The 21,443-nt window shown below is 67.0% G+C and carries 21 protein-coding genes; 12 read left to right on the top strand and 9 right to left on the bottom strand.

Annotation, left to right across the window (positions count from 1 at the left end; translation table 11 throughout):
• The first annotated feature begins 24 nt into the window (after window positions 1-24).
• The 4 genes from H1R19_RS22310 to H1R19_RS22295 are packed head-to-tail and all read left to right on the top strand — an operon-like array spanning window position 25 to window position 3,558.
• A complete protein-coding gene (locus H1R19_RS22310) occupies window positions 25-1,302 on the top strand; it encodes an aromatic ring-hydroxylating oxygenase subunit alpha (protein WP_219850191.1) in 1,278 nt (425 codons plus the stop codon).
• Window positions 1,295-1,792: an aromatic-ring-hydroxylating dioxygenase subunit beta gene (locus H1R19_RS22305; RefSeq protein WP_188328462.1), complete on the top strand. Its 498-nt coding sequence runs from the start codon at window positions 1,295-1,297 to the stop codon at window positions 1,790-1,792. Before H1R19_RS22310 ends, H1R19_RS22305 begins: the two co-directional genes overlap by 8 nt.
• A 10-nt stretch (window positions 1,793-1,802) precedes the next feature.
• Window positions 1,803-2,558: an SDR family NAD(P)-dependent oxidoreductase gene (locus tag H1R19_RS22300; RefSeq protein ID WP_188328461.1), complete on the top strand. Its 756-nt coding sequence runs from the start codon at window positions 1,803-1,805 to the stop codon at window positions 2,556-2,558.
• Between the two features lie 49 nt (window positions 2,559-2,607).
• Window positions 2,608-3,558, top strand: a complete 951-nt coding sequence (locus H1R19_RS22295) for a PDR/VanB family oxidoreductase (protein WP_188328460.1) — start codon at window positions 2,608-2,610, stop codon at window positions 3,556-3,558.
• Between the two features lie 27 nt (window positions 3,559-3,585).
• Here H1R19_RS22295 and H1R19_RS22290 read toward each other — a convergent pair whose 3' ends face one another.
• From H1R19_RS22290 to H1R19_RS22280, 3 genes are all read right to left on the bottom strand, one after another.
• On the bottom strand, window positions 3,586-4,239 hold the full coding sequence (locus tag H1R19_RS22290) for a response regulator transcription factor (protein WP_188328459.1): 654 nt from the start codon (window positions 4,237-4,239) through the stop codon (window positions 3,586-3,588).
• Window positions 4,240-4,302: 63 nt separating this feature from the next.
• Window positions 4,303-4,575: a hypothetical protein gene (locus tag H1R19_RS22285; RefSeq protein WP_188328458.1), complete on the bottom strand. Its 273-nt coding sequence runs from the start codon at window positions 4,573-4,575 to the stop codon at window positions 4,303-4,305.
• A gap of 129 nt (window positions 4,576-4,704) precedes the next feature.
• A complete protein-coding gene (locus H1R19_RS22280) occupies window positions 4,705-5,997 on the bottom strand; it encodes an amidase (protein WP_219850190.1) in 1,293 nt (430 codons plus the stop codon).
• 142 nt (window positions 5,998-6,139) lie between these two features.
• On the opposite strand from H1R19_RS22280, the gene H1R19_RS22275 reads away from it, so the two are divergent.
• From H1R19_RS22275 to H1R19_RS22240, 8 genes are all read left to right on the top strand, one after another.
• Window positions 6,140-7,639, top strand: coding sequence for an MFS transporter (locus tag H1R19_RS22275; protein ID WP_219850189.1), 1,500 nt, complete (start codon window positions 6,140-6,142; stop codon window positions 7,637-7,639).
• A gap of 55 nt (window positions 7,640-7,694) precedes the next feature.
• Window positions 7,695-8,870 carry a flavin reductase family protein gene (locus H1R19_RS22270; RefSeq protein WP_219850188.1) on the top strand — a complete coding sequence of 392 codons (1,176 nt, stop codon included), beginning with the start codon at window positions 7,695-7,697 and terminating at the stop codon, window positions 8,868-8,870.
• Complete coding sequence (locus tag H1R19_RS22265) at window positions 8,867-9,427, top strand: nuclear transport factor 2 family protein (protein WP_188328454.1); 561 nt, start codon at window positions 8,867-8,869, stop codon at window positions 9,425-9,427. The genes H1R19_RS22270 and H1R19_RS22265 overlap by 4 nt, the downstream gene beginning before the upstream one ends.
• Window positions 9,428-9,561: 134 nt before the next feature.
• On the top strand, window positions 9,562-11,742 hold the full coding sequence (locus H1R19_RS22260; RefSeq protein ID WP_219850187.1) for an amidase family protein: 2,181 nt from the start codon (window positions 9,562-9,564) through the stop codon (window positions 11,740-11,742).
• Between the two features lie 4 nt (window positions 11,743-11,746).
• A complete protein-coding gene (locus tag H1R19_RS22255; RefSeq protein ID WP_219850186.1) occupies window positions 11,747-12,634 on the top strand; it encodes a 5-oxoprolinase subunit PxpA in 888 nt (295 codons plus the stop codon).
• A complete protein-coding gene (locus tag H1R19_RS22250; protein WP_219850185.1) occupies window positions 12,631-13,983 on the top strand; it encodes a cytosine permease in 1,353 nt (450 codons plus the stop codon). Before H1R19_RS22255 ends, H1R19_RS22250 begins: the two co-directional genes overlap by 4 nt.
• Window positions 13,980-15,470: an amidase gene (locus H1R19_RS22245; RefSeq protein ID WP_219850184.1), complete on the top strand. Its 1,491-nt coding sequence runs from the start codon at window positions 13,980-13,982 to the stop codon at window positions 15,468-15,470. The genes H1R19_RS22250 and H1R19_RS22245 overlap by 4 nt, the downstream gene beginning before the upstream one ends.
• Window positions 15,467-16,468: a formamidase gene (locus H1R19_RS22240; protein ID WP_188328449.1), complete on the top strand. Its 1,002-nt coding sequence runs from the start codon at window positions 15,467-15,469 to the stop codon at window positions 16,466-16,468. The genes H1R19_RS22245 and H1R19_RS22240 overlap by 4 nt, the downstream gene beginning before the upstream one ends.
• A gap of 33 nt (window positions 16,469-16,501) precedes the next feature.
• Here the strand turns inward: H1R19_RS22240 and H1R19_RS22235 are convergent, their stop codons facing one another.
• The 6 genes from H1R19_RS22235 to H1R19_RS22210 all read right to left on the bottom strand — a co-directional run bounded on the left by H1R19_RS22235 (window position 16,502) and on the right by H1R19_RS22210 (window position 21,441).
• Window positions 16,502-17,239 (bottom strand): type 1 glutamine amidotransferase, encoded by a 738-nt coding sequence (locus H1R19_RS22235; RefSeq protein ID WP_188328448.1) that lies wholly within the window; start codon window positions 17,237-17,239, stop codon window positions 16,502-16,504.
• A 35-nt stretch (window positions 17,240-17,274) separates the two neighbouring features.
• Entirely contained in the window at window positions 17,275-18,528 is a 1,254-nt protein-coding gene (locus tag H1R19_RS22230; protein WP_219850183.1) for an NAD(P)/FAD-dependent oxidoreductase, read from the bottom strand.
• Window positions 18,525-18,845, bottom strand: coding sequence for a 2Fe-2S iron-sulfur cluster-binding protein (locus H1R19_RS22225; RefSeq protein ID WP_188328446.1), 321 nt, complete (start codon window positions 18,843-18,845; stop codon window positions 18,525-18,527). The genes H1R19_RS22230 and H1R19_RS22225 overlap by 4 nt, the downstream gene beginning before the upstream one ends.
• A gap of 49 nt (window positions 18,846-18,894) precedes the next feature.
• Window positions 18,895-20,385 (bottom strand): glutamine synthetase family protein, encoded by a 1,491-nt coding sequence (locus H1R19_RS22220; RefSeq protein ID WP_219850182.1) that lies wholly within the window; start codon window positions 20,383-20,385, stop codon window positions 18,895-18,897.
• A 61-nt stretch (window positions 20,386-20,446) separates the two neighbouring features.
• The gene (locus tag H1R19_RS22215) at window positions 20,447-21,136 is read right to left on the bottom strand and encodes a type 1 glutamine amidotransferase (RefSeq protein ID WP_219850181.1); all 690 of its coding nucleotides are present in this window, start codon (window positions 21,134-21,136) and stop codon (window positions 20,447-20,449) included.
• Window positions 21,133-21,441, bottom strand: coding sequence for a hypothetical protein (locus tag H1R19_RS22210; protein ID WP_219850180.1), 309 nt, complete (start codon window positions 21,439-21,441; stop codon window positions 21,133-21,135). Before H1R19_RS22210 ends, H1R19_RS22215 begins: the two co-directional genes overlap by 4 nt.
• Window positions 21,442-21,443 lie beyond the last annotated feature (2 nt).

The raw sequence follows: 21,443 nt of genomic DNA, 5'->3' as shown, positions 1-21,443 counted from the left end.
ACCGAAGTGAAGGACGCATCAGCGATGACCACCATCGAGAGGCCCACCCGCGGCTTCGCCGACCTCGCCGCGAAGGACCGCGTCGCCGGTCAGCTCTACACCGACCCCGAGATCTTCGACGAGGAGATGAAGAAGATCTTCTACCGCACCTGGGTGTGGGTCGCACACGAGAGCGAGGTCCCCGAGGCCGGCTCGTTCAAGACCACCCAGGTCGGCGATCAACCCGTCATCGTCACGCGAGATCGCAAGGGCAACTTCAACACCCTGCTCAACCGGTGCCGTCATCGCGGCGCGACGGTCTGCGACCAGCGCAGCGGCAAGGCCAACGGATTCACCTGCCCGTACCACAACTGGTCCTACACTCTCGACGGTCGGCTGCGCGGCATCCCTTACCCGGACGGCTACGAGGGCGTCGTCGACAAGAACGACTTCCCGCTGCAGAAACTGCGCACCGAGAGCTACCTGGGGATGATCTGGGCGACGTTCAACGCCGACATCGAACCGCTCGAGGACTTCCTCGGCGACGCCAAGATCTGGATGGAACGTTTCCTCAAGCAGTCCAACGGTTTTCCGACGAAGGTTCTCGGCACCCACAAGTTCCGGTTCAAGGGCAACTGGAAGATCCAGCTGGAGAACACCACCGACGGCTACCACTTCCCCATGGTGCACAAGTCGTGGATGGCATCGGTGGACGCCGAGACCGCGAACATGATGTCGTTCATGGACGATCCCGCGGCGCAGACCCATGCACTCGGCAACGGGCACAGCGTCGCGATCATGGCGGCCGCGCACGCCGATCTCGACATCGACGACGGCAGCGAGGAGGTCCAGCCCCGATTCGCCCACCTCGTCGACGAGCTCACCGCGGCAGGGGAGAGCCCCGAACGAATCCGCCGCTACATGCGCTCGATGCACGGGTGTGGCTTCAACCTCAACATGTTCCCCAACGTCGCGATGTCGTCGTCGTTCTTCCGGGTGCTCATCCCCATCAGCGTGGACGTCACCGAGGTGTGGCACATGGCGATCGGCATGGACGGCGGGCCCGAGGGAATCAACCGCGAGCGTCTGCGCATCCACGAGCACTTCCAGGGGCCGTTCGGATTCGGCAGTCCCGACGACGCCGAGGGATGGGACCGCGTACAGATCGGTGCCGGCGGCAATCCGAACATGCCGATCCTGGTCAATCGCGGCGAGAACCGCGAGCGCATCTCCGAAGAGGGTTGGCCCACATCGCATGTCACCGACGAGACCGGGATGCGCGAATCCTACGACATGTGGAAGAAGATGATGAGCGATGACTGACCTGCACGCCTTCAACGACCCGCGGGTCCTGCGCGCGATCGCCGTCGTCTGGAAAGAGGCAGAAGTCCTCGACGCCAAGGACTATCCGGCGTGGGAGTCGCTCTACACCGAGGACGCCCGGTACGTCATCCCGATCGATCCGGACACCGACGACTTCGAATCCACGCTCAACATGGTCTACGACGACCAGCGGATGCGTCGCCTGCGCGTCGAACGGATGATGCAGGGATACGCGCCATCGGCGGTCGCGGCGGCGCGCACCGTCCGCATCGTCTCCCGCTTCACCGTCTCCGAGGTCACCGACGACACCGTGATCCTCCGGTCCGCGCAGATCCTCAACGCCTTCAAACGAAACACCTTCTCGACCATCGGTGCCGAACTGACGCACACCATCGTGCTCGGGGCCGACGGCGAGGACAAGATCGGTCTGAAGGTGGCCAGGCTCCTCGACAGTGAGGACGCGGTCAGCGCCTCCGGATACCTGTTGTGAGGCGGTGACCATGACCACGGCACAGACATCCGGTGTCGCCGTCGTCACCGGCGCCGCAGGCGGGATGGGCAGCCACATCGCCCGGCGTCTGCACGCCGACGGCCACCGCGTCCTGCTCACCGACATCGCCCTCGACGAGGCCCATCGGCTCGCGACCGAGCTGTCCGCGGACGGTTCGACGGCCCGCGCGGCCGTTCTCGACGTCGCACACCGCGAGAACTTCGTCGCGGCACTGCGAGATGTGCAGTCGCTGTGGGGCACTCCCACCATCATGGTCAACAACGCCGCGCTGACCCAGGCGGCCGACCTGATGACGCTCGACGAGCCGGACTTCACCCGCGTGCTGTCGACGAATGTGAACAGCATCTTCTTCGGTTGTCAGGTGTTCGGCGCGGCAATGGCCGAACAGGGGTACGGGCGGATCGTCAACATGGCCTCGCTCGCAGGCCAGAACGGCGGAACCGCCACCGGCGCGCACTACGCCACCTCCAAGGGTGCGATCCTGACCGTCACCAAGATCTTCGCCAAGGAACTCGCGGCGCGGGGGGTCACGGTCAACGCGATCGCGCCGGGCCCGCACGACCTTCCGGTCGTCAAGGCCACCGTCCCGCCGGACAAGCTCGACGCCGTGGTCGCCGGCATTCCCGTCGGCCGCCTGGGCAGTCCCGAATTCGTCGCCGACATGGTCGGGCTGCTCACCGCCGACAACGCCTACTTCGTCACCGGCGCCTGCTGGGATGTCAACGGCGGCTTGTTCGTCCGCTGATTCACCGGTACACGCGGTAACCGTCATCTCTCCTGCGAGGAACACCACCATGGCACTCATCGACGTCATCGTCTCCGACATCGTGCAGGAGACACCGAGCGTCAAGACGCTCTACCTGTCCCGTCCGGACGGTTCGTCGGTCGGGGGGTACTCGCCCGGCGCGCACATCGACGTCGTCGGTCCGACGGCCATCACACGTCAGTACTCCCTGTGCAGCCGTCCCGACGGCCGGGAGTCCTATGCGGTGGCGGTGAAACGGGAGGAGGCGTCTCGTGGCGGGTCGGCGGCGCTGCACGAGTTGCGCGTCGGCGACCGGTTGCAGATCAGCGAGCCACGCAACCTCCTCGGAATCGATTCCTCCGCCACACATCACGTCCTGGTGGCGGCAGGTATCGGCATCACGCCGATGCTGAGCATGGCGCGGTACCTCGACGTGCAGGGGATCGGCTTCGAGTTGCACTACTTCTCCCGCACCGAACAGGACGCCGCATTCCTGCCGCTGTTACGCGACCGCTGCCCGGAGAAACTGCATGCTCATGTCGGCGTGCCCCGCGACGAGCAGTCGGCCATCCTGAGTGCGGCACTGCTCGACGCCCCGCCCGGCACACACGTATATGTCTGTGGCCCAGATGGGTTCATGGCGAAGGTGCGCGAGACCGCGGAACGGTTCGTGCACGCCGATGCTGTCCATCACGAGAACTTCCACGCGAATGAGCACGCCCAGGATGCGGCCAACACCGCATTCGACGTCGAGTTCGACGGCGCCACCTACCATGTTCCGGCAGACCGCAGCATCGTCGACGTGCTGGGGGAGAACGGTTGTGACATCGACACCTCGTGCAACGAGGGCATCTGCGGAACCTGCATCATGCAGGTCCTGTCCGGTGAACCCGAGCACCGCGACAACGTTCTGACCAAGGCTGAGCGCGAATCGGGAGAGGTCATCGCGGTGTGCGTGTCGAGGGCCGTCGGCGATCGCATCGAGATCGACTACTACTGAGTGGCACCAGATTCGGGCGGAGCAAGGTCAGGAAGTGCGTTCCGTCGGCACGCTGACGCCGAAACGCAGGATGTCGCGGACGAGGGTGCTGATGCTGTCGGCGTCGGTCTTGGCCTTGATCCGCGCGCGGTGCACGTCAACGGTTTTCACGCTCATCGAAAGTCGGCGGGCGATGTTCTGGCTGGGCAGGCCTTCGACGACGAGCGCCAGGATCTCGCGTTCGCGCGGGGTGAGCAGCGCGAGCTTCGCCTGCACCATGCGCTTCATCTCGAAGGCGTGAAAACGTTCCGCGGCCTTGTCGACCCCCGCCTGCACGGCATCGAGGAGTCGCTGCGGATCATAGGGTTTCTCCAGGAAGTCCATGGCCCCGGCCTGCAGCGTCGACACCGACATCCGGATGTCGCCGTGGGCGGAGACGAAGATGACGGCCACATGCGGTGCGAACTCGTTGAGCTTCTCCTGCAACCGGGGTCCACTCATCCTCGGCATCCGAACATCCAGGACGATGCAGGCCGGTACGTCGCCGGAGTACTCGGCGAGGAAGTCGTCGGCGCTGTGACAGATACGCGGTTTGATGCCGATGCTGCCCAGCAGCCAGTCCACCGATTCGCACAGTTCGGGGTCGTCGTCGACGACGTAGACCCTCGTCGCGCGCGCTGCTTCGTCCACCGTTTCCCTCATCTGTCCCCGTCCCGAGAGTAGTCCGCCGCGCGCGGGGTCACGGCCACGTCAGTCCCACGGGGTTCAGTCCCACGAGGCGTCGGCGGTCCAGTAGTTCATACCGAGGGCGCTGACGCGGTGGGTCCACTCGGAGGTGCGCATCAGGCCGGGCTCCTCGCTGCGCACCGACTCGTCGGCGGCCTCGGGGCCGTCGGCTTCGACGGTCCAGTGCACCCAGTTGACCTCGCGGCCGTGCTCGTCGTGCACGAACAGGTCGACGTGGTGCCACCCGTAGTTGAAGGTGTCCTCGTAGCAGGTGAGGAACATGCGGTGGTGGGTCTGGGGCCGGGGTTTCATCGGCTGCTGCCGCGTCGGTGTGGTAGTCGTCGGTGTCGCAGTCGTCGGTGTCGTATTCGGTGTCATGGCCTTCGGCTCAGTCGTCGTCTCCGGGTTCACGGTCAAGGTGTTCTTCTCTCCGCTCGGTGATCACGCCGGGGCAGGCAGGGCCTGGAGTTCGGCCTCGAGTGCGGAGGCCACCGCGAACAGATTCGCCTCGTGTCCGGGCAGGCCGATCAGCGCGATGCCGAGCGGGAGTCCCTCCCCGGAGCGTGCGCCGGGCACCACCACCACCGGGCAGCCCAGGAGCTGCCACGGGCGACTGAGGACCGGTGAACCCGTCGCGCCCAGCCCGTGAGGCGCCGGTCCCGGTGCGGCGGGACCGACGATGATCCGGTGCTCGCCCAGTGTCTCGGCGAGCAGATCGCGGGAGCGGTCGCGCCGGATCAGGGCCGCCCTGTGTGACTCGGGCGCGACGGCCCGGCCGTCGGAGACCAGCGCGCGCAGTTGTGGACTGAGCGCCCCGCCATGCAGTTCGACCAGCTCGTCGAGGGTGTGGGCGGCTTCGTACGACATCACCGTGAGGTGGTCGTCGGCAAGGGTGTGTGCGTGATCGTCCCATTCGAGGTCGCGGGTGGCGATGCCGATCCGCGCGAGCAATCCGGGGAGCAAGCGGAGCAGCTCGGCCATCGCCGGATCGATCGGGTGCAGGTCACTGCCACCCCACATCAGTGCGGTACCGACCGGTGCCCGCCCGGCGGTCAGCGGGGCACGTCCGGTGAAGGCGTTGTACACGTAGTGCAGATCGGCGATGCTGCGCGTCAACAGACCCAGCGAATCGAGCGACTCGCTCAGTCCCGTGACGCCGGCCAGGCTCGTCGATCCGTGGGCCAGGACCATTCCGGCCGCACCGCAATACGATGCCGGCCGAGAGAGTGACCCGGCGGTCTGTGTTCCCAGCGCCACCGGGATGACGCCTGCGCCGACGGCTGCGGCCGAACCGCTCGACGAACCGCCCGGGGTGTGGTCCAGAGCGTGCGGGTTTCGGGTGGGCCCGGGCGAGAAGTACCCGAACTCGGTGGTCACGGTCTTGCCTTGGATCAGTGCACCGAGTTCGCGAAAACGCCTGACGCAGGCCGCGTCGACGGGCGCCGGCGCGGTCGGGGTCACCGTCGATCCCGCCCGCGTGGGAAGCCCTCGGACATCGATCAGGTCCTTGACGCCCAACGAGATTCCCTGCAGGGGGCGTCGTCCGGGAGTGGAGTCCTCGCGGCGTGCGTCGCCGAGGAGACCGTCGGACAGGTCTACCCAGGCCCGGAGATCGGGTTCGGTGCGCGCGATCTCCGCGCGCACCTGCGTCGCGAGTGTCTCAGCGGAGACCGCTCTCTCGTGGACCGCCCTCGCCTGGTCACTGACGGGCTGCTTCCAGTAGGCCGAGCTCACCGTTCCTCCTTTGTCCGGTTGGCTCAGTCTGCCTGTTCGCGACCATTACCGACAGTAAAGATTTCCCTCCTACCGCTGTAGGCACGCCCACCCCTAGCGTTCGACATCATCAGTCCGACCTGTAGCGGAAGAAGGAAACATGATGGCCACCAACACAACAGCCGCGACAGTCGCGGCGTCACCGCCGTCGCCTCGCCGCGTCGACTTCAGCCGGGTGTCGCGCAGGGCGTGGGTGGTCACCGGAATGCTTGTGCTTTTCCAGATCATCGCATTCGCCGACAAGGCGGTCCTCGGTCTGGTGTCCGCGGACGCGATGGCCGAATTGGGTTTGACCGCCGCGGAATTCGGCTTCATCGGTAGTGCGTTCTTCTTCCTCTACGCGATCGTCTCGGTGATCACCGGATTCCTCGCATCGAAGTTCTCGGTCAAATGGATCCTGTTCGCGATGGGGATCACCTGGGCGGTTCTCCAGTTCCCGATGCTCCTCGGTGGCGGCGCCGCGATCCTGCTGCTGACCCGGATCGTGCTCGGCGGCGCCGAGGGCCCGGCAACCGCGATGTCGCTCACCTCGACGCAGACCTGGTTCTCGCCGACCCGACGAGCCCTGCCGTCGAACCTGGTCGCGGCCGGTTCGACGCTGGGACCGGTGTTCGCCGCACCGCTCCTGGCGTGGGTCATCGCGGTATGGGGATGGCGCTGGGCGTTCGGTGTGCTGGGCATCATCGGGCTCGTATGGGTGATCGCCTGGTGGGCGATCGGCGCCGACGGTCCGTACCGCGACCGTCGCGGTCAGTCGACGCAGGTGGCCGACGGTTCCGGACCCGACGAAGCATCCGGTGGCGAGGACGGCGCGACGCCGGCGGCGAGCACCGCGGCGGTCGACGAGCAGAAACCGGTCGTGATCTGGCGGGCGCTGCTCAGCGTGGCATTCCTGGCCGCGGTCATCGGCGGCGCCTCCAACTTCTGGGTGCAGGGCTTCCTGACCACCTGGCTTCCGCAGTATCTCGGGACCGTCGTCGGGCTGGATCTCGGTCAGGTCGGCATGATGACCACCGTGCCGTGGGTCGTGGGCGCGCTCGTGCTTCTCGGGCTGGGAGCCATCGGGCAGCGGCTGCTGCGCAACGGCCGGACCGCCCACATCGCCATCGCCGTCCCCTTCGGCTGTGCCGCGGTCCTCGCCGGCATCTGCTTCATCGCCATTCGGATGGCTTCGGGTCCCACCGCGGTGGTCCTGCTCTGCGTCGCCGCCGGCTGCAGTCTCGCCTACCCGATGACGGCTTCGGCGATCGGCTACGCCGTCGGCGCGCGGCAACGACCCATCATGATGGCGACGCTCGGCGGCGTCGCCTCCTTCGGAGCGGTGATCTCACCGAGCCTGGTCGGCTGGCTCATGACCAAAGCCGGGTACGTCACACCGCCGAAGGGGGAGAAGCCGACCGCCGAGATGGCCGAGCGGATGGCCGACGGTGTCCATCAGGCCTTCACGATCACCGGCATCCTGCTGCTCGTCGGCGGTGCCCTGTGCATCGCGTTCCTGCGGCCCGAGCGGCTCGGCGCGACGCTGCAGAAGCGGTACGTCAAGGAAAGCCCAGCCACGGAAAACCCAGGCAAGGACACCCCCGACGAGGTGCCCGCCGTCTGACGCCGACGGACCCGCGCTGTTCATAACGACCGGCCGACCGGCCACAGGAGACGACATGTCCGACAACACCGCGACCGCCATCGACGCGACGGTCTTCCGGAACGTGATGGGCCACTACCCGACCGGCGTGGTGGTGGTCACCGGCCGCGCCCCCGACGGTGAGGTTCTCGCGATGGTGGTCGGCACCTTCAACTCGGTGTCCATGGACCCGCCGCTGGTGTCGTTCATGCCGATGAAGACCTCGCGCACCTTCGAGAAGATGCGGAGCTGCGAATCCCTGTGCATCAACATCGTCGGCGGCGACCAGGAGGACATCGTCCTGCGGGTCGCGCAGCGCTGGCAGGACAAACTCGAGGGAATCGACTGGTTCGCCTCACCTTCGGGCGATCCGGTCCTGGCCGATTCGGTGGCCTGGATTGACACCCGCGTGGAGAACATCGTCGAGGCGGGAGACCATTGGATCGTGTTGTGCGAGGTCCGGGATCTCGCCGTCACCAATCCGGTCTCGCCCCTGATCTTCTTCCAGGGCGGATACGGCAGTTTCGTGTCCACGTCGTTGATGGCGCGGATGGATCACGAGATCCTGCCCGCCATCCACGCCGCGCACTCCGCCCGCCCACAGGTCGAGGAACTGGCGGCAGCACTGTGCTGCGAGGTCTCGGTGCTCACCGCGGTCAGCTGCGACGAGATGGCGGTGGTGCTCTCGGCGACCGGACCCGGCGTGGACCGTGCCGAGGGGCTCGCCGATCGAATCCCGATGGTTCCGCCGATCGGTGACAGTTTTGTCTTCGCCCAGGATGCGGCCGTGCAGGAACGGTGGCTGGGCAGGCTCGCCGATGCCGACGACTCGGTGCGGCAGCTGCACCGCGAACGCCTCGAGTTCGTCCGCGAGCACGGATACCTCATTTCTTTCCTCCCCGCGGACGCAGGTCCGGCGGCCTACCGCGAGATGCGGTCGGCCACCAGAACATTTGTGAGAGGGCGGCTCACCCCGTCGCAGGAACGCCGCATCCGCGAGTCCATCGGGCGGTCACCGGTCGACTACCGTCTGCGTGAGCTGTCAGATGGGGCCGCCTACGACGTCGGTTCGATCGTGTTGCCGGTCCGCGACCGCAACGGCCGCCCCTCCCTCACGCTTCGGCTCGCGCAGTTGCCGGCGGGGGCAAGCGGTGCGCAGGTGACCGACTGGATCGATCGGGCCCGCTCGACGGTGAAGGCGCTCGAGGGATGAGCGATGTGACCCGGACGATCGCGGCCCTGACCGCACGGATCGAGACGCTGGAAGCCGAGGCGGAGATCCGTCGGCTACAGGCGCGTTACATGTTCCTCTGTGACACACCGTGTCCGGAGTTCGGTCTCGCCGACGACGCGGAGCGCATCGAACTCATCGTCGACCTCTACACCGATGATGCGGTGTGGGAGGGGGTCGGCGAGTACTACGACGGTCAGTTCGGTCGGGCGGTCGGCAAACAGGCCATCGGCGAGCACTTCCGACGGTTCTGGGGAGAGAAGAAGGACCCGGCACTGTTGCTCAACGCCCACTACCTCACCTCGGAGCAGATCCACGTCGACGGCGACGAGGCGACTGGTCAGTGGATTCACATGCAGCCGTGGCTCTTCGACGACGGTACCGCGCTGTTGCGATCCAGCAGGCTCAACAACGCCTTCCGCAAAGAGGACGGCCGGTGGCGAGTGTCGCGCACCCGAACCGAGAACGTCTTCATCGCGCCGCTGAAAAAGAACTTCGCCAGCGACCACCCGTCGACCTCGGTCTTGATGCGCGACTGAACCGGCGTGGGCGCGGACAGATCGGAGCTCCACACTCGTCACGCGCCTGAAACACTTCGACAACACGCCCGGAACCTGCAGCGCCCATGATCTTCGTGTGATCACACGAAGTCACGAGGGGGTGTTGGTATCACATGGCAACTGACCTGGCGGTGACGCCGACTCTGGCCGAGAGTGTCTATCAGCAGGTCCGGCGCAACATTCTCGAGGGCCGGATCGTGCCCGGCACACGTGTGTCGATCCGATCGCTCGCCGAGTCGATCGGTGTGTCGACGATGCCGACGCGAGAAGCACTGAAACGCCTGGGTTTCGAGGGCCTCGTCGAGTTCGATCGACGCGCCGTGACCATCACGATGCTCTCGCCCGACGAGATCCGCGAGCTGTTCACCATTCGGCTGCGGCTGGAATCCCTGGCCACCGAATGGGCTCTGGGCGAGCTCGACGCGCAGACCGCGGTCACGCTCCGATCGATCCTCGATCAGATGACGGTCCCCGGCATCGCCGCGATCACCTGGCGCGAACTCAACCGCGAGTTCCACCAGACCTTCTACGCCTGCGGTAGCAGCCGCTACCTGATGGAACTCATCGGCAACATCTGGGACCGCATCCAGCCCTACATGGCGATCTACGCCACGGCCATGCACGACTTCACCGAAGCCGACTGCCAGCACGAGCAGATGTACCGGCTGATGCTCGCCCGCGATCTCGACGGGTTGCTCGAGGCGACACGCAATCATCTCGAACACACCGCGGAAGCCATCATCGGCGCCCTGGACACCGGCGTCGACACGAACAGGGAGAACGACGTGAATTACGAAGAGCTGTCGGTCAGTACGTTCCACGCGCTGATCGAATCCGGTGCGCTCACCGGCGCCGAGCTCACCGCCTGGTATCTCGATCGCATCGCCGCACTCGACTCGATAGACAATGCCGATGGCCCGCAGCTGAACTCGGTCGTCACGCTCAACCCGGACGCCCTCGACGACGCGCGGCGCATCGACGAGAAGTACTCCCGGACCGGCACATTCGTCGGACCACTGCACGGTGTGCCGATCCTCGTCAAAGACCAGGGTGAGACAAAGGGCATCCCAACCGCCTTCGGCTCCACCGCATTCGCCGATTACGTTCCCGAGAACGACGCCACGGTGGTGGACCGTCTGCGGAAAGCGGGAGCGGTCATCCTGGGCAAGACGGCGATGTGCGACTTCGCCGCCGGGTGGTTCTCCTTCTCCTCGCGCACCGAACACACCAAGAACCCCTACGATCTCGACCGCGAGACAGGCGGTTCCAGCGCGGGGACCGCCGCGGCGGTGACCGCGAATCTCTGCCTGGTGGGGATCGGCGAGGACACCGGCGGATCGATCCGGCTCCCCGCATCGTTCACCAACCTGTTCGGTCTGCGGGTCACCACCGGACTGATCCCGCGTACCGGGTTCTCGCCGCTACTGCACTTCCAGGACACGCCAGGACCCATGGCGCGCAACGTCGCCGACCTCGGCGCCATCCTCGACGTCATCGTCGGTTACGACCCCACCGACCCCTACACCGCCATCGCGACCACGAGCTCAGAGGTGGGCAACTACGGGGAAGCGATCGACGAGGTCGATGCCGGCACACTCTCGACCTTCCGCGTCGGCGTGCTCTCCGACGGATTCGGCACCGGTGACGACCAGGAGCTCACCAACGGTGTCATCCGCTCGGCCATCGAGACGCTGCGCGAACACGGTACGGGCATCGTCGACGACGTCGTGCTCGGTGACCTCTCGACCTGGGTCGCCGACACCTCGCTCTACACGATCCAGTCCAAGACCGACCTCGAGAACTTCCTCGCGTCACGCGACCACGGCGGACCGACGACGATCAAGGAGATCGTCGACGCCGGCGACTTCCACCCGCTCACCGACCTGTTGGCCGACATCGCCGACGGCCCGGACGATCCCGCAGCACATCCCGACTACTACAAGGGAAGAATCCGTCAGGAGGAGTGGCGCCGCACCCTCATCGCGATGATGGCCGACGCCGGCGTGGACTTCCTGGTCTACCCGACGGTCCAGGTGCCGGCACCGACGCGTGCCGACCTGGCCGCGAAAAGATGGACGGCACTGGACTTTCCGACCAACACGGTCATCGCGTCGCAGACCTCGCTACCGGCCATGAGCATTCCGGTCGGCTTCACCGACTCCGGGCTGCCCGTCGGACTCGAAGTCGTCGGGCGGCCGCTGTCCGAGCGTGCACTGCTGCGTTTCGCCCGCGCCTGGGAACTCGCCGAATCCCCGCGCCGCCCCGCGGCTTCGACTGCCGGCGTGGAGGCCTGAGAACATGACCGTCATCGATCTCAACTCCGATCTCGGCGAGAGCTTCGGGGTCTACACCTACGGCGCCGACCCCGAGATGATGCCGATGATCACCTCGGCCAACATCGCCTGCGGTGCGCACGGCGGCGACCCGGCGGTCATGCGGACCAGCGTCGACCTCGCATACGCCCACGGCGTGGCCATCGGCGCCCACGTGGGGCTCCCGGATCGCCTCGGATTCGGTCGGCGGGAGATCCCGACGACGCCACAGGAGGCCCACGACCTCTGCGTGTTCCAGGTGGGAGCGCTGGAAGCCTTTGTGCGCGTGCGGGGAAGCGTTCTGCAACACGTGAAGCTCCACGGGTCGCTCTACATGATGGCCAACCGCGACCGGGGCCTGGCCGAAGCCGTGTGCGCCGCGGTCAACCAGCTCGACCCCTCGCTGATCCTCTACGTCCTACCCGAATCGGCCCTGCACGCCGCCGCGACCGAAAGCGGGTTGTCGACGATGATCGAGGTGTTCGCCGACCGGCCGTACCGGAACGGGAGTGTCCAGATGTACGACCGCACTGCCGAACTCATAGGCGGTCCGGACCAGGTGATCGCGCGAACCCTCGCGCAACTGTCGGCGCTCGACGGCGCCGACGCCCGGACCGTGTGCCTGCACAGCGACACCCCCGACGCACCGGTCCTGCTCGCCGAACTACGTTCCGCCCTCGTCGACGCGGGCTACTCCTTCCGTCCCCCACGACCGACCGCATCACCCCCGGTGTCACCTTCGGTGTCATCTCCCACCGGGCCATCTGCCACAGTGTCATCCCTTTCAGTGTCATCCCTTTCAGCGTCATCGGCGACGCGAGAAACCGTCCCGGCTGCCGTCCCGGCGGCCATCACCCCAGAGAGTGCCTCATGACAACCACTGCACGTTCCGCTGAGGCGGAACAGAACTCGCTACACCTGGAGTCGGAGTTCGAGGACACCCCGGTCCCACAGTCGCACCGACGGTCCACGTTGTCGGTCTCCGCGGTGTGGTTCGGCTTCCCGATGGTGTTGACCTGCGCCATCTTCGGCGGCACCATCGTCTACGGCCTCGGCTTCTGGAAGGGAATCCTGGCCATCGTCCTGGGCAACGCGGTGCTCTTCGGGTACGTGGGTGCGCTGTCCTACCTCGCGGGCAAGACGGGCAAGAACTTCGCGCTCATCGCCGCGGAGACCTTCGGCCGTCACGGATCGAAGATCGTCACCGGCTTCCTCGCCACCGTGGTCATCGGGTGGTTCGCCTTCCAGACCGGCCTCACCGGAGCGACTCTCAACACCTCACTGGGGTGGAACGAGACCCTGATCGTGTTGATCGCCGGTGTGCTCTACATCGGTGTGACGTTCATCGGCATCCGGGCGCTGACAGTGATCGGCATGATCGCCGCACCACTGTTCGTCGCACTCGGCGTGGTCGCGATCTACCTCGTCACCCGCGACAACGGCTGGGGTGCCGTCGCCTCCTATGAGGGCGGCGCCACCGACGCCACCGTGCTGTCCATCGGTGCCGCGGTCACGATCGTGGTTGCCAGCTTCATCGATTCCGGCACCATGACCGCCGACTTCACCCGCTGGTCCAAGGGCGGCAAGGAGGCTGTGATCGCCACGTTCAGCGCGTTCCCGGTCGCCAACCTGATCGCCATGCTCACCGGTGCGCTCATCGTCGCCGCCGGCGGTGCTCTCAATCCCGCCACCGACGGCGGCGACTTCCTGCCGATCCTCGTCGACCACGGGCCGATCCTGACGGTTCTCGCGGTCTTCTTCGTCTTCGTCAACCTCGGATCTGTCTGCGCGCACTGCCTGTACAACGGCGCCGTCGGATGGAGCCAGCTCGTCGGTTCCAAGATGCGGGTACTCACGCTCATCCTCGGTGCTGCCGGTCTGGCGATCGCACTGGCCGGTGTCTGGAGCCACTTCCCGACATGGCTGAACCTGCTGGGCATCTTCGTGCCCTCCATCGGCGCCGTGCTGATCGTCGACCAGCTGGTCACCCGCCGGGCCGCCACCCGCGAGTCCGTTTCCTTCCGCACGCAGCCCTTCGCCGCGTGGATCATCGGCGCCGCCTGCGCCTACGCCGTGCATCACTGGGCGCCGCAGCTCAGTGAAGCGGTTGTCGGAATGGTTTGTGCCGCAGCGGCATACTTCCTCATCGAGCTGATCGCCCCGACCCGGCGCGGTGCGGTCGACCACACCCGGACCACGGAGACCATCGAGGTCACCCCGTGACATTGCCGGCGACTGAGCTACACCAGACGACGGCCACCGAACTCGCCGGGCTCATCCGATCCCGGGCGGTCAGCGCAGTAGAGGTCACCGAGGCGGCCCTGGCACGCATCGACGCTCTCGACGACCGGCTCCACGCATTCGTCGAGCTGACCGACAAGTCCGCCCGGCTGCAGGCCGCCGCCGTCGATGCCGCGCTCGACCGCGGTGAGGACCTCGGTCCGCTCGCCGGCGTGCCGATCGCGGTGAAGGACCTGATCGCCACCGCCGGGGTGCCGACCCGCAACGGGTCGGTGGCGTACCGGGATTGGGTGCCCGCCGAGGACGATGTCGTCGTCGAGCGGGTGAAGAACGCGGGTGCGGTCATTCTCGGCAAGACGACCGTTCCCGAGTTCGGGTACAGCGGCGTCGGTCACAGCCCGGTGTCACCTGCCGCGCGGAATCCGTGGAATCCCGAGCTCACCCCGGGCGGGTCGTCGGCGGGTTCGGGTGTCGCGGTGGCCACCGGCATGGCGCCCCTGGCACTCGGCAGCGATGGCGGTGGCTCCGTCCGCATCCCGGCGTCGTTGTGCGGACTCGTCGGATTCAAGGCGTCGATGGGTCGCGTCCCGCTGTACCCGGGATGTCGTGACGAGCGATATCCGGGCGTGTCCAGCTGGGAAACACTCGAACACATCGGCCCGATCACCAGATCCACCGCCGACGCCGCGCTGCTCATGTCGGTCATCGCGGGCCCCGATCCGCGGGACCGTCACTCGCTGCCGGCCGGCGACGTCGACTGGCGCGCAAGCGTGTCCGAGGAGGCGATCGCAGCGGCGGTCACCGGTAAGACGATCGGCTACACCGCCGATTTCGGTCTCTTCACGATCGACCGTCGGGTTCGAGACGCCGTCGGCAAAGCAGTGCAGGTCTTCGAGTCACTGGGCGCTCGTGTCGTTCCCATCGATCCGGTGATCGACGACCCGAGTCCGCACTTCTGGCCGCTCGTGCTCGCCGACACCGACCTCAGCGGCATGCGCCGGCTGGTCGACGTCTACGGCGGACAGATGTCGCCGCACCTCGTCGAGCTGCTCACCCGCCCGTGGACTGCCGAGGACCTGACCGACGCGCAGATGGGACGCAAGCGCCTGGTCAACCAGATGTGGAAGGTGATGTCCGGCATCGACCTGCTGGTGACCCCGACGCTGTCGGTGCCCGCCTTCCCCGTCGGGTCGCAGGGTCCGGAGCTCATCGACGGGCAGATGGTGAACTCCGGCAGCTGGATGGGCTTTCTGGGCATGTTCAACATGACCGGGCAGCCGGCGGTGTCGGTACCGGCCGGATTCACCGACGACGGCCTGCCGATCGGGATGCAGATCGTCGGACCGCATCTCGGCGACGCCGCCGTTCTGAGTGCCGCGGCCGCTTTCGAGAGCGCGCGCCCGTGGGCAGACCGGTGGCCCGAACTCTCGTTCCCCACAACTGCTGCAACACAGGAGGTCACCCGATGACGGGACTCGACGGTCTGAACCCCTCGCCCGGTGCACTCGTGCTCGGGCTCGTGCAGGCGCGCGTACCCACCATCACCGAGCCCGGCGACCTGAAGTCGACGGCGGAACGTCTCGCCGGGGTCGTCATCGGCGCCAAGAAGGCCATGCCCACAGTGGATCTGGTGGTGATGCCGGAGTACAGCATCAACGGTCTCGATCCCGACACCTGGCTCGACGACGAGCTTCTCTGCGACCGGGACGGGCCCGAGATGACGGTGCTCGCCGACGCCTGCCGCGAGGCCGGGGTGTGGGGCTGCTTCTCCATCATGGAACGCAACCCCGACGGCGCACCGTGGAACAGCGGCATCATCATCGACGATCAGGGCCGGGAGCAGCTCTACTACCGCAAGATGCATCCCTGGGTGCCCGCGGAACCCTGGGCGCCGGGTGATCTCGGCGTACCCGTGTGCGATGGGCCGTCGGGATCGAAACTCGCGCTGATCATCTGCCACGACGGCATGCTGCCGGAGATGGCGCGCGAGGCGGCGTACAAGGGTGCCAACGTCATCCTGCGCACAGCAGGCTACACATATCCGATCCAGAATTCGTGGCGGATCACCAACCAGTCCAATGCCTTCCACAACCTTGCCTACACCGCATCGGTCGCGTTGGCCGGACCCGACGCGAACAACATCTGGTCGCAGGGCGAGGCGATGGTGTGCGACGTCGACGGCACCGTCCTCGTCTCCGGCGACGGCAAGCCCGACCGGGTCGTCACCGCCGAGGTGGTTCCCTCACGCGCCGACGACGCACGACGCACCTGGGGCGTGGAGAACAACATCTACCAACTCGGCCACCGCGGTTACACCGCGGTCGAGGGCGGCGCGCGCGATTGTCCCTATACGTTCATGCAGGATCTCGTCGGCGGCGAGTACAGGGTGCCGTGGGAATCCGAGGTCGAGCACGTCGACGGAACGGGTGCGGGCTGGGGGACGCCGGACACCGTGCGGGCGAAGTGAGTTGACCTGCAGCGGAGTATGGGCAGCGGGTAATCACCGCGGGTTCCGGGGCCCGCCGGGCCTCGCTCGCGCGGCGGTGAGCCCGGCGTGGTCCAGGAACCGCTCGACCAGCTGGTCGCATCGTTGTGCAGCCACGTCCGCGTCACCGGCGATCGCGTGGGCGAGATGATCCAGATCGACACCGTCGTCGCCGAGATCGCTTCGGGCGCCGTCGAACCCGGTGAGCCAGGACGAGAAGCAGTCCGGGGTGATCTCCGGATGGAACTGCACACCGAGGTGCGGTCCGGAGACGAAGGCCTGAACCCCGGCGTCGTTCTCGGCGATCACCTCGGCCGTGGTTGGAACAGTGACGGTGTCGTGATGGAACTCGAACCAGGGGCCGTCGGAGACCAGGTCGGGGCGGGTGGACCGCACCCAGGTGAACCCGTGCTCGGGCTGTTCGCTGCGTCGCACGGTCCCACCCAGGACTGTTGCCAGTAGCTGGGAGCCGAAGCAGACACCCATAACGGGGACCGAGCTGTCGACCGCGGCGCCGACGAGGCGAGCCTCGGCGCCGATCCAGGACACGGAATCGTCGTAGACGGACTCCGGCGAGCCTGTGACGCAGACGGCGTCGTAGTCCTCGGGAGAGGGTGCCGGTCCCGGGTCGGCGACGTCGTGGATGTCGACACCGAACCCGCGCTGCTCGAATGCCGGCCCCAGGGTTCCGAGAACCGACACCCGGTTGCCGGGTGACACATCGTGTACCAACGCCAGCACTCGGCCAGACATGAACGACCTCCTCCGACGCTGGTTACTCCGGCATCTTAGCGAGGTGCCGGGACCCCGCTTCCGGCCGCCGGTGTGACGAGCGACTTCAGCGGCACGCTCGTGTCCCCGGCGACGGCCGGGTCGACGGTGGAACCCTGTGCGAGGGCACGTTTGATCGCCATGTGTTCGCGCGGATCGTTGACGGTGTCGCCGGCGATGAGCAGCCCGGCCCGGTAGTAGAGCACGGTGAGTCTGTCGTCGGCACCGCGTCGTATGACGTAGTGGTCGTGACCGTCGGAGATCCCGGCGATCTGGATCTTCAACGCCCCCTGGTTGGACCAGAACCATGGCACACCCCGCGCCGGGGGTTCCATGTCGAGCAGGGAGTGGGCCGCCACCTTGCCCTGTTCGGTGGCGTTGTTCACCGACTCGATGCCGATGAGATCCCCCTCACGGTGCGGGTGTGGCTGCACGGCGCAGTCGCCGGCCGCGACGATCCCGGGATCACTGGACCGGGCATGATCGTCGACGACGATGCCGGGCCGGCACTGCAACCCCATCTGCACCGCGAGATCGGTGACCGGGACCGCTCCGACCCCGACGATCACCAGGTCGGCCGGAACCTCCTCGCCGTCGTCGAGGAGCACTGCGTCGGCACGACCATCGGTCTCGCCGATCCCGGTCACACCGCGACCCGTCTCGATCCGGATTCCCGCTGCCTCGTGGTGTCGCCGCACGAACGTCGACATCGGTTCGGCCACAACGCGACCCAGGACCCGATCGGCGGCCTCGACGACGGTGACCGCGGCGCCCCGCGCCCGTGCGGCGGCGGCGACCTCCAGCCCCACGAACCCGCCGCCGACGATGACCACGTCGCGAGCACGTTCGAGGCCGGCGCGGATGACGTGGGCGTCGTCGATGGTGCGGAGTGCCACGACCCCGTCGGCGCCGGCCCCGGGGACAGGTAACCGTCGGGGTGTCGAGCCGGTCGCCAGGGCCAGCCGGGAGAACTCGAGAACGGTGCCGTCGTCGAGGGTCGCGGCACCACCCTCCGCGTGGCGTTCGACCGACGTCACGCTCCGGCCGGTGACCAACCGGATGTCGTTGGCGGCGTAGAACTCCGGGGCCCGGAGGAATGCCGGGTCGCCGCCGTCGGTCAGGTACTCCTTGGACAGCGGGGGGCGTTGGTAGGGAGAGAAGGGTTCCGCGCCGACCAGACAGATCTCTCCGGTGTGACCCAGTTCGCGGAGGGTGACCGCGATGGTGAGACCTGCCTCGCCGCCGCCGACGATCAGGATGCGCCCGCTCATTGCTCGGGGGCGATCGTCAGGATCAGGCCGTCGAGCTCATCGGTCATCCTTATCTGACAGGACAGGCGACTGCACTCGGTGGCCGGTGTGAGGGCGTCCTCGAGCATCTCCTCCTCGAAGTCCTCGGCCCTGCCGGTGCGGTCGATGTCGTCGGGTTCGACGAACACGTGACAGGTGGCGCACGACAACCCGCCTCCGCATTCCCCGACGATACCGGGCACGCCGAACTTGACGGCCGTCTCCATCGCGGAGGCACCGGCTTTCGCCTCCAGCTGGTGCTTGGTGCCGTCGGGACTGATGAACGTGATGGTGGGCAACGGAACTCCTCTATCCCTACCTACTGCAACGAAATCGGGTGTTCCGAACTCAGAAGAGTTCGAAGTACTCGCGGTGCTCCCAGTCGGTCACGCCGTTGACGTACGTCGACTCGTCCGGGTTCTCGGCGACCCAGGCGTCGTATCGGGTGACCTCGCTGCGCTTCATGGTGACCAGGTAATCGATGAATCCGTCTCCGAAGGCCTTGCGGAAGAACGAATCCTGCTCGAGCGCGTCGATCGACTCGGCGAGTGAACCCGGCAGCTGGGGGACGTCGGCGCTATACGGGTCATCGCTGACGGGACCGGGGTCGGTGCGATTGAGGATTCCGTCGAGACCGGCAGCCGCCTGGGAGGCGATGTACAGGTACGGATTGGCGGCGGAGTCGCCCACGCGGTTCTCCACGTGGGAGGCCACGTCGCCGGGCGCGCTGATGACTCGCATCATCGCCGCCCGGTTGTCCTGTCCCCAGGCCAGTCGATCCGGGGCCAGCGAGTACGGCCGGCGGCGGCGGTAGCCGTTGATCGTCGGGGTGGTGAACACCGAGGCCGCCGCCCCGTGTTCGAGTGTGCCGCCGACATAGTGGACACCCAGCTCGGACAGCGGCGCGTCGTCGGTGGGCACCATCAGGTTCTCCCCGGTCTCCCGGTCGGCGATCGAGGTGTGCAGGTGCCAGCCGTTGGCGTAGAACCCCTCGATGGCGGGCGTGCACATGAACGACGCCAGGTGGCCGTTGCGCTTGGCGATCTGCTTGGTCGCGGTGCGGAACAGTGCTGCCGCGTCGGCCGCCGCGAGTCCGTCGAGGATGTCGAAGGTGGTCTCCATCTGGCTGGGGGCCCACTCGTCGTCGAACGACCGGATCGGCAAGCCCATGTCCGACAGTGCATTCCGGATGGGTCGCAGGATGTCGTCGACCTCGTCGAGGTGGTCGACGAGGAGGTAGTTGTAGCCGCGGGCCACCGGCGCCACGGTCGGCGGGTCAGCGGGAGACCCGGGCGCGCCGAGGGAACATGTGCCGAGGCCGTCGTCGACGACCTTGGTGAGATACCACTCCATCTCGATGCCTGCGACCAGCTTGTAGCCGTTCGACGCCATCTCGGCGAGCGTGTTCTTCAGGATGGTCCGTGGTGCCAGCGGGAAGGGACGGCCGTCGGCAAGGTACAGGTCGCAGAAGACGAGTGCGGTCTTCGGCGCCCAGGGCAGCACGGTGAAGGTGCCCGGGTCGGGCACCATCTTGACGTTGGGGCTGCCGCCGAGACCGTCGAAGCTGAAGCCGCCGTCGGGGCTGAACGGGTTGAACACGATGGCGTTGGCGGTGTCGAAGAAGAACGGCGCCATGGTGATCTCGTTGCCGGCCTTCATGGCCGCCAGGAACGCGGGGACGGTGAGTGCCTTTCCGCGCAGCAGACCGTGCTGGTCGGGCCAGACCACCCGGACGACCTCGATGCCCTCACGGTTGATCGTGTCGATGGCGTGCTCTGCCGCACGGTGGTCTTCAGGGCGATACAGATCGTATTTCTCGACGAACTTCGCTGCGGTCACTGGAATCTCCTCGGGTTGAACGGTGAGCTGGAGCGGGACTGGGATTGACGGAAACAGATGGTCAGGGGCGGACGGGGTTTCGCACCGGCACGGCGTCGAGCCAGGCGTCGAGCAGGCGGCGGCCGGGTGGTGGGCCGTCGGTCGGGATGGAATCGCGGACGGCGTCGACGTCGACGCCGAACTGTCGCAGTTTGGGTCCTTCGAGAGTGAGCAGGGCCTCGATGCCCGGCCTGTCGAACTCGGGATGGAACTGGATGGCCGTCGACGTCCCCAGCCGCCACGCCTGGAGGTACCGGTCACTGCGGGCCAGCACCTCGGCTTCGGGAGGTGGGTCGGCGGAATCGGAGTGGAACGAGAAGAACCGGCCGGTCAACGTCGACTCCGCGCCACTCGCGGTCACCTCGATGAAACCGCATTCCAATCCGCTGTCGCCCGGGCGGGAACGACCGCCGAGAGCGTCGGCGAGCAGCTGCGAGCCGAGGCAGAGCGCGAGGATCGGCACCTCGCGGGCGTGGACGTCACGCAGGTAGCGCACCTCGTCGACGAGATACGGGTGAGCCTGTGTGTCGTAGGCGCTCTGCGGGCCGCCGAGTACGACGAGCGCCTCGAGCTGGTGGATGTCGGGTAGCGGGTCCCCACGAAAGGGGCCGATCACCGACATCGTCCAGCCACCTTCGTCGGCGGCCTGCGCCAGTACACCGATCGACGGATTGTCCACGTGGGCAATGACTGTGAGCGTGCGACGGTTCATGGTTGCGGCCTCGCCTCGATCGGTGTGGACCACGGCTGCCAGTGGTCGACCCCGGCCAGCGCGGCCAGGAGTTCGGCCGCGGCCGCGCGATCGATCGCGACCCAGTCACTGCCCGGGTGCACGCCGTACGGGGTGTAGTCCCAGATGTCGAGGCCGCGGACGGCGGCGACGAGCGGGCGTGTCGTCGCGATCTCGCGCTCGATGCGTCCCACCCGCACACGCAGCAACTCCAGTTCGGCGGTGAGGGTCCGGACGACATCGGCGAGTCCGGCGTCGCCGGCTCCGGAACCGTCTTCTGCGTTCATGG

This window comes from Gordonia jinghuaiqii (genome assembly GCF_014041935.1).
Lineage (GTDB): Bacteria > Actinomycetota > Actinomycetes > Mycobacteriales > Mycobacteriaceae > Gordonia > Gordonia jinghuaiqii.
This window is presented reverse-complemented; position numbering and strand designations above follow the sequence as displayed.

Coding starts and splice junctions, on each gene's coding strand:
- H1R19_RS22290 (WP_188328459.1), bottom strand. CDS start 4,239: ATGAGGGAAACGGTGGACGAAGCAGCGCGCGCGACGAGGGTCTACGTC.
- H1R19_RS22295 (WP_188328460.1), top strand. CDS start 2,608: ATGGCACTCATCGACGTCATCGTCTCCGACATCGTGCAGGAGACACCG.
- H1R19_RS22260 (WP_219850187.1), top strand. CDS start 9,562: ATGGCAACTGACCTGGCGGTGACGCCGACTCTGGCCGAGAGTGTCTAT.
- H1R19_RS22210 (WP_219850180.1), bottom strand. CDS start 21,441: ATGAACGCAGAAGACGGTTCCGGAGCCGGCGACGCCGGACTCGCCGAT.
- H1R19_RS22240 (WP_188328449.1), top strand. CDS start 15,467: ATGACGGGACTCGACGGTCTGAACCCCTCGCCCGGTGCACTCGTGCTC.
- H1R19_RS22275 (WP_219850189.1), top strand. CDS start 6,140: ATGGCCACCAACACAACAGCCGCGACAGTCGCGGCGTCACCGCCGTCG.
- H1R19_RS22250 (WP_219850185.1), top strand. CDS start 12,631: ATGACAACCACTGCACGTTCCGCTGAGGCGGAACAGAACTCGCTACAC.
- H1R19_RS22310 (WP_219850191.1), top strand. CDS start 25: ATGACCACCATCGAGAGGCCCACCCGCGGCTTCGCCGACCTCGCCGCG.
- H1R19_RS22300 (WP_188328461.1), top strand. CDS start 1,803: ATGACCACGGCACAGACATCCGGTGTCGCCGTCGTCACCGGCGCCGCA.
- H1R19_RS22230 (WP_219850183.1), bottom strand. CDS start 18,528: ATGAGCGGGCGCATCCTGATCGTCGGCGGCGGCGAGGCAGGTCTCACC.
- H1R19_RS22215 (WP_219850181.1), bottom strand. CDS start 21,136: ATGAACCGTCGCACGCTCACAGTCATTGCCCACGTGGACAATCCGTCG.
- H1R19_RS22305 (WP_188328462.1), top strand. CDS start 1,295: ATGACTGACCTGCACGCCTTCAACGACCCGCGGGTCCTGCGCGCGATC.
- H1R19_RS22265 (WP_188328454.1), top strand. CDS start 8,867: ATGAGCGATGTGACCCGGACGATCGCGGCCCTGACCGCACGGATCGAG.
- H1R19_RS22270 (WP_219850188.1), top strand. CDS start 7,695: ATGTCCGACAACACCGCGACCGCCATCGACGCGACGGTCTTCCGGAAC.
- H1R19_RS22235 (WP_188328448.1), bottom strand. CDS start 17,239: ATGTCTGGCCGAGTGCTGGCGTTGGTACACGATGTGTCACCCGGCAAC.
- H1R19_RS22255 (WP_219850186.1), top strand. CDS start 11,747: ATGACCGTCATCGATCTCAACTCCGATCTCGGCGAGAGCTTCGGGGTC.
- H1R19_RS22285 (WP_188328458.1), bottom strand. CDS start 4,575: ATGAAACCCCGGCCCCAGACCCACCACCGCATGTTCCTCACCTGCTAC.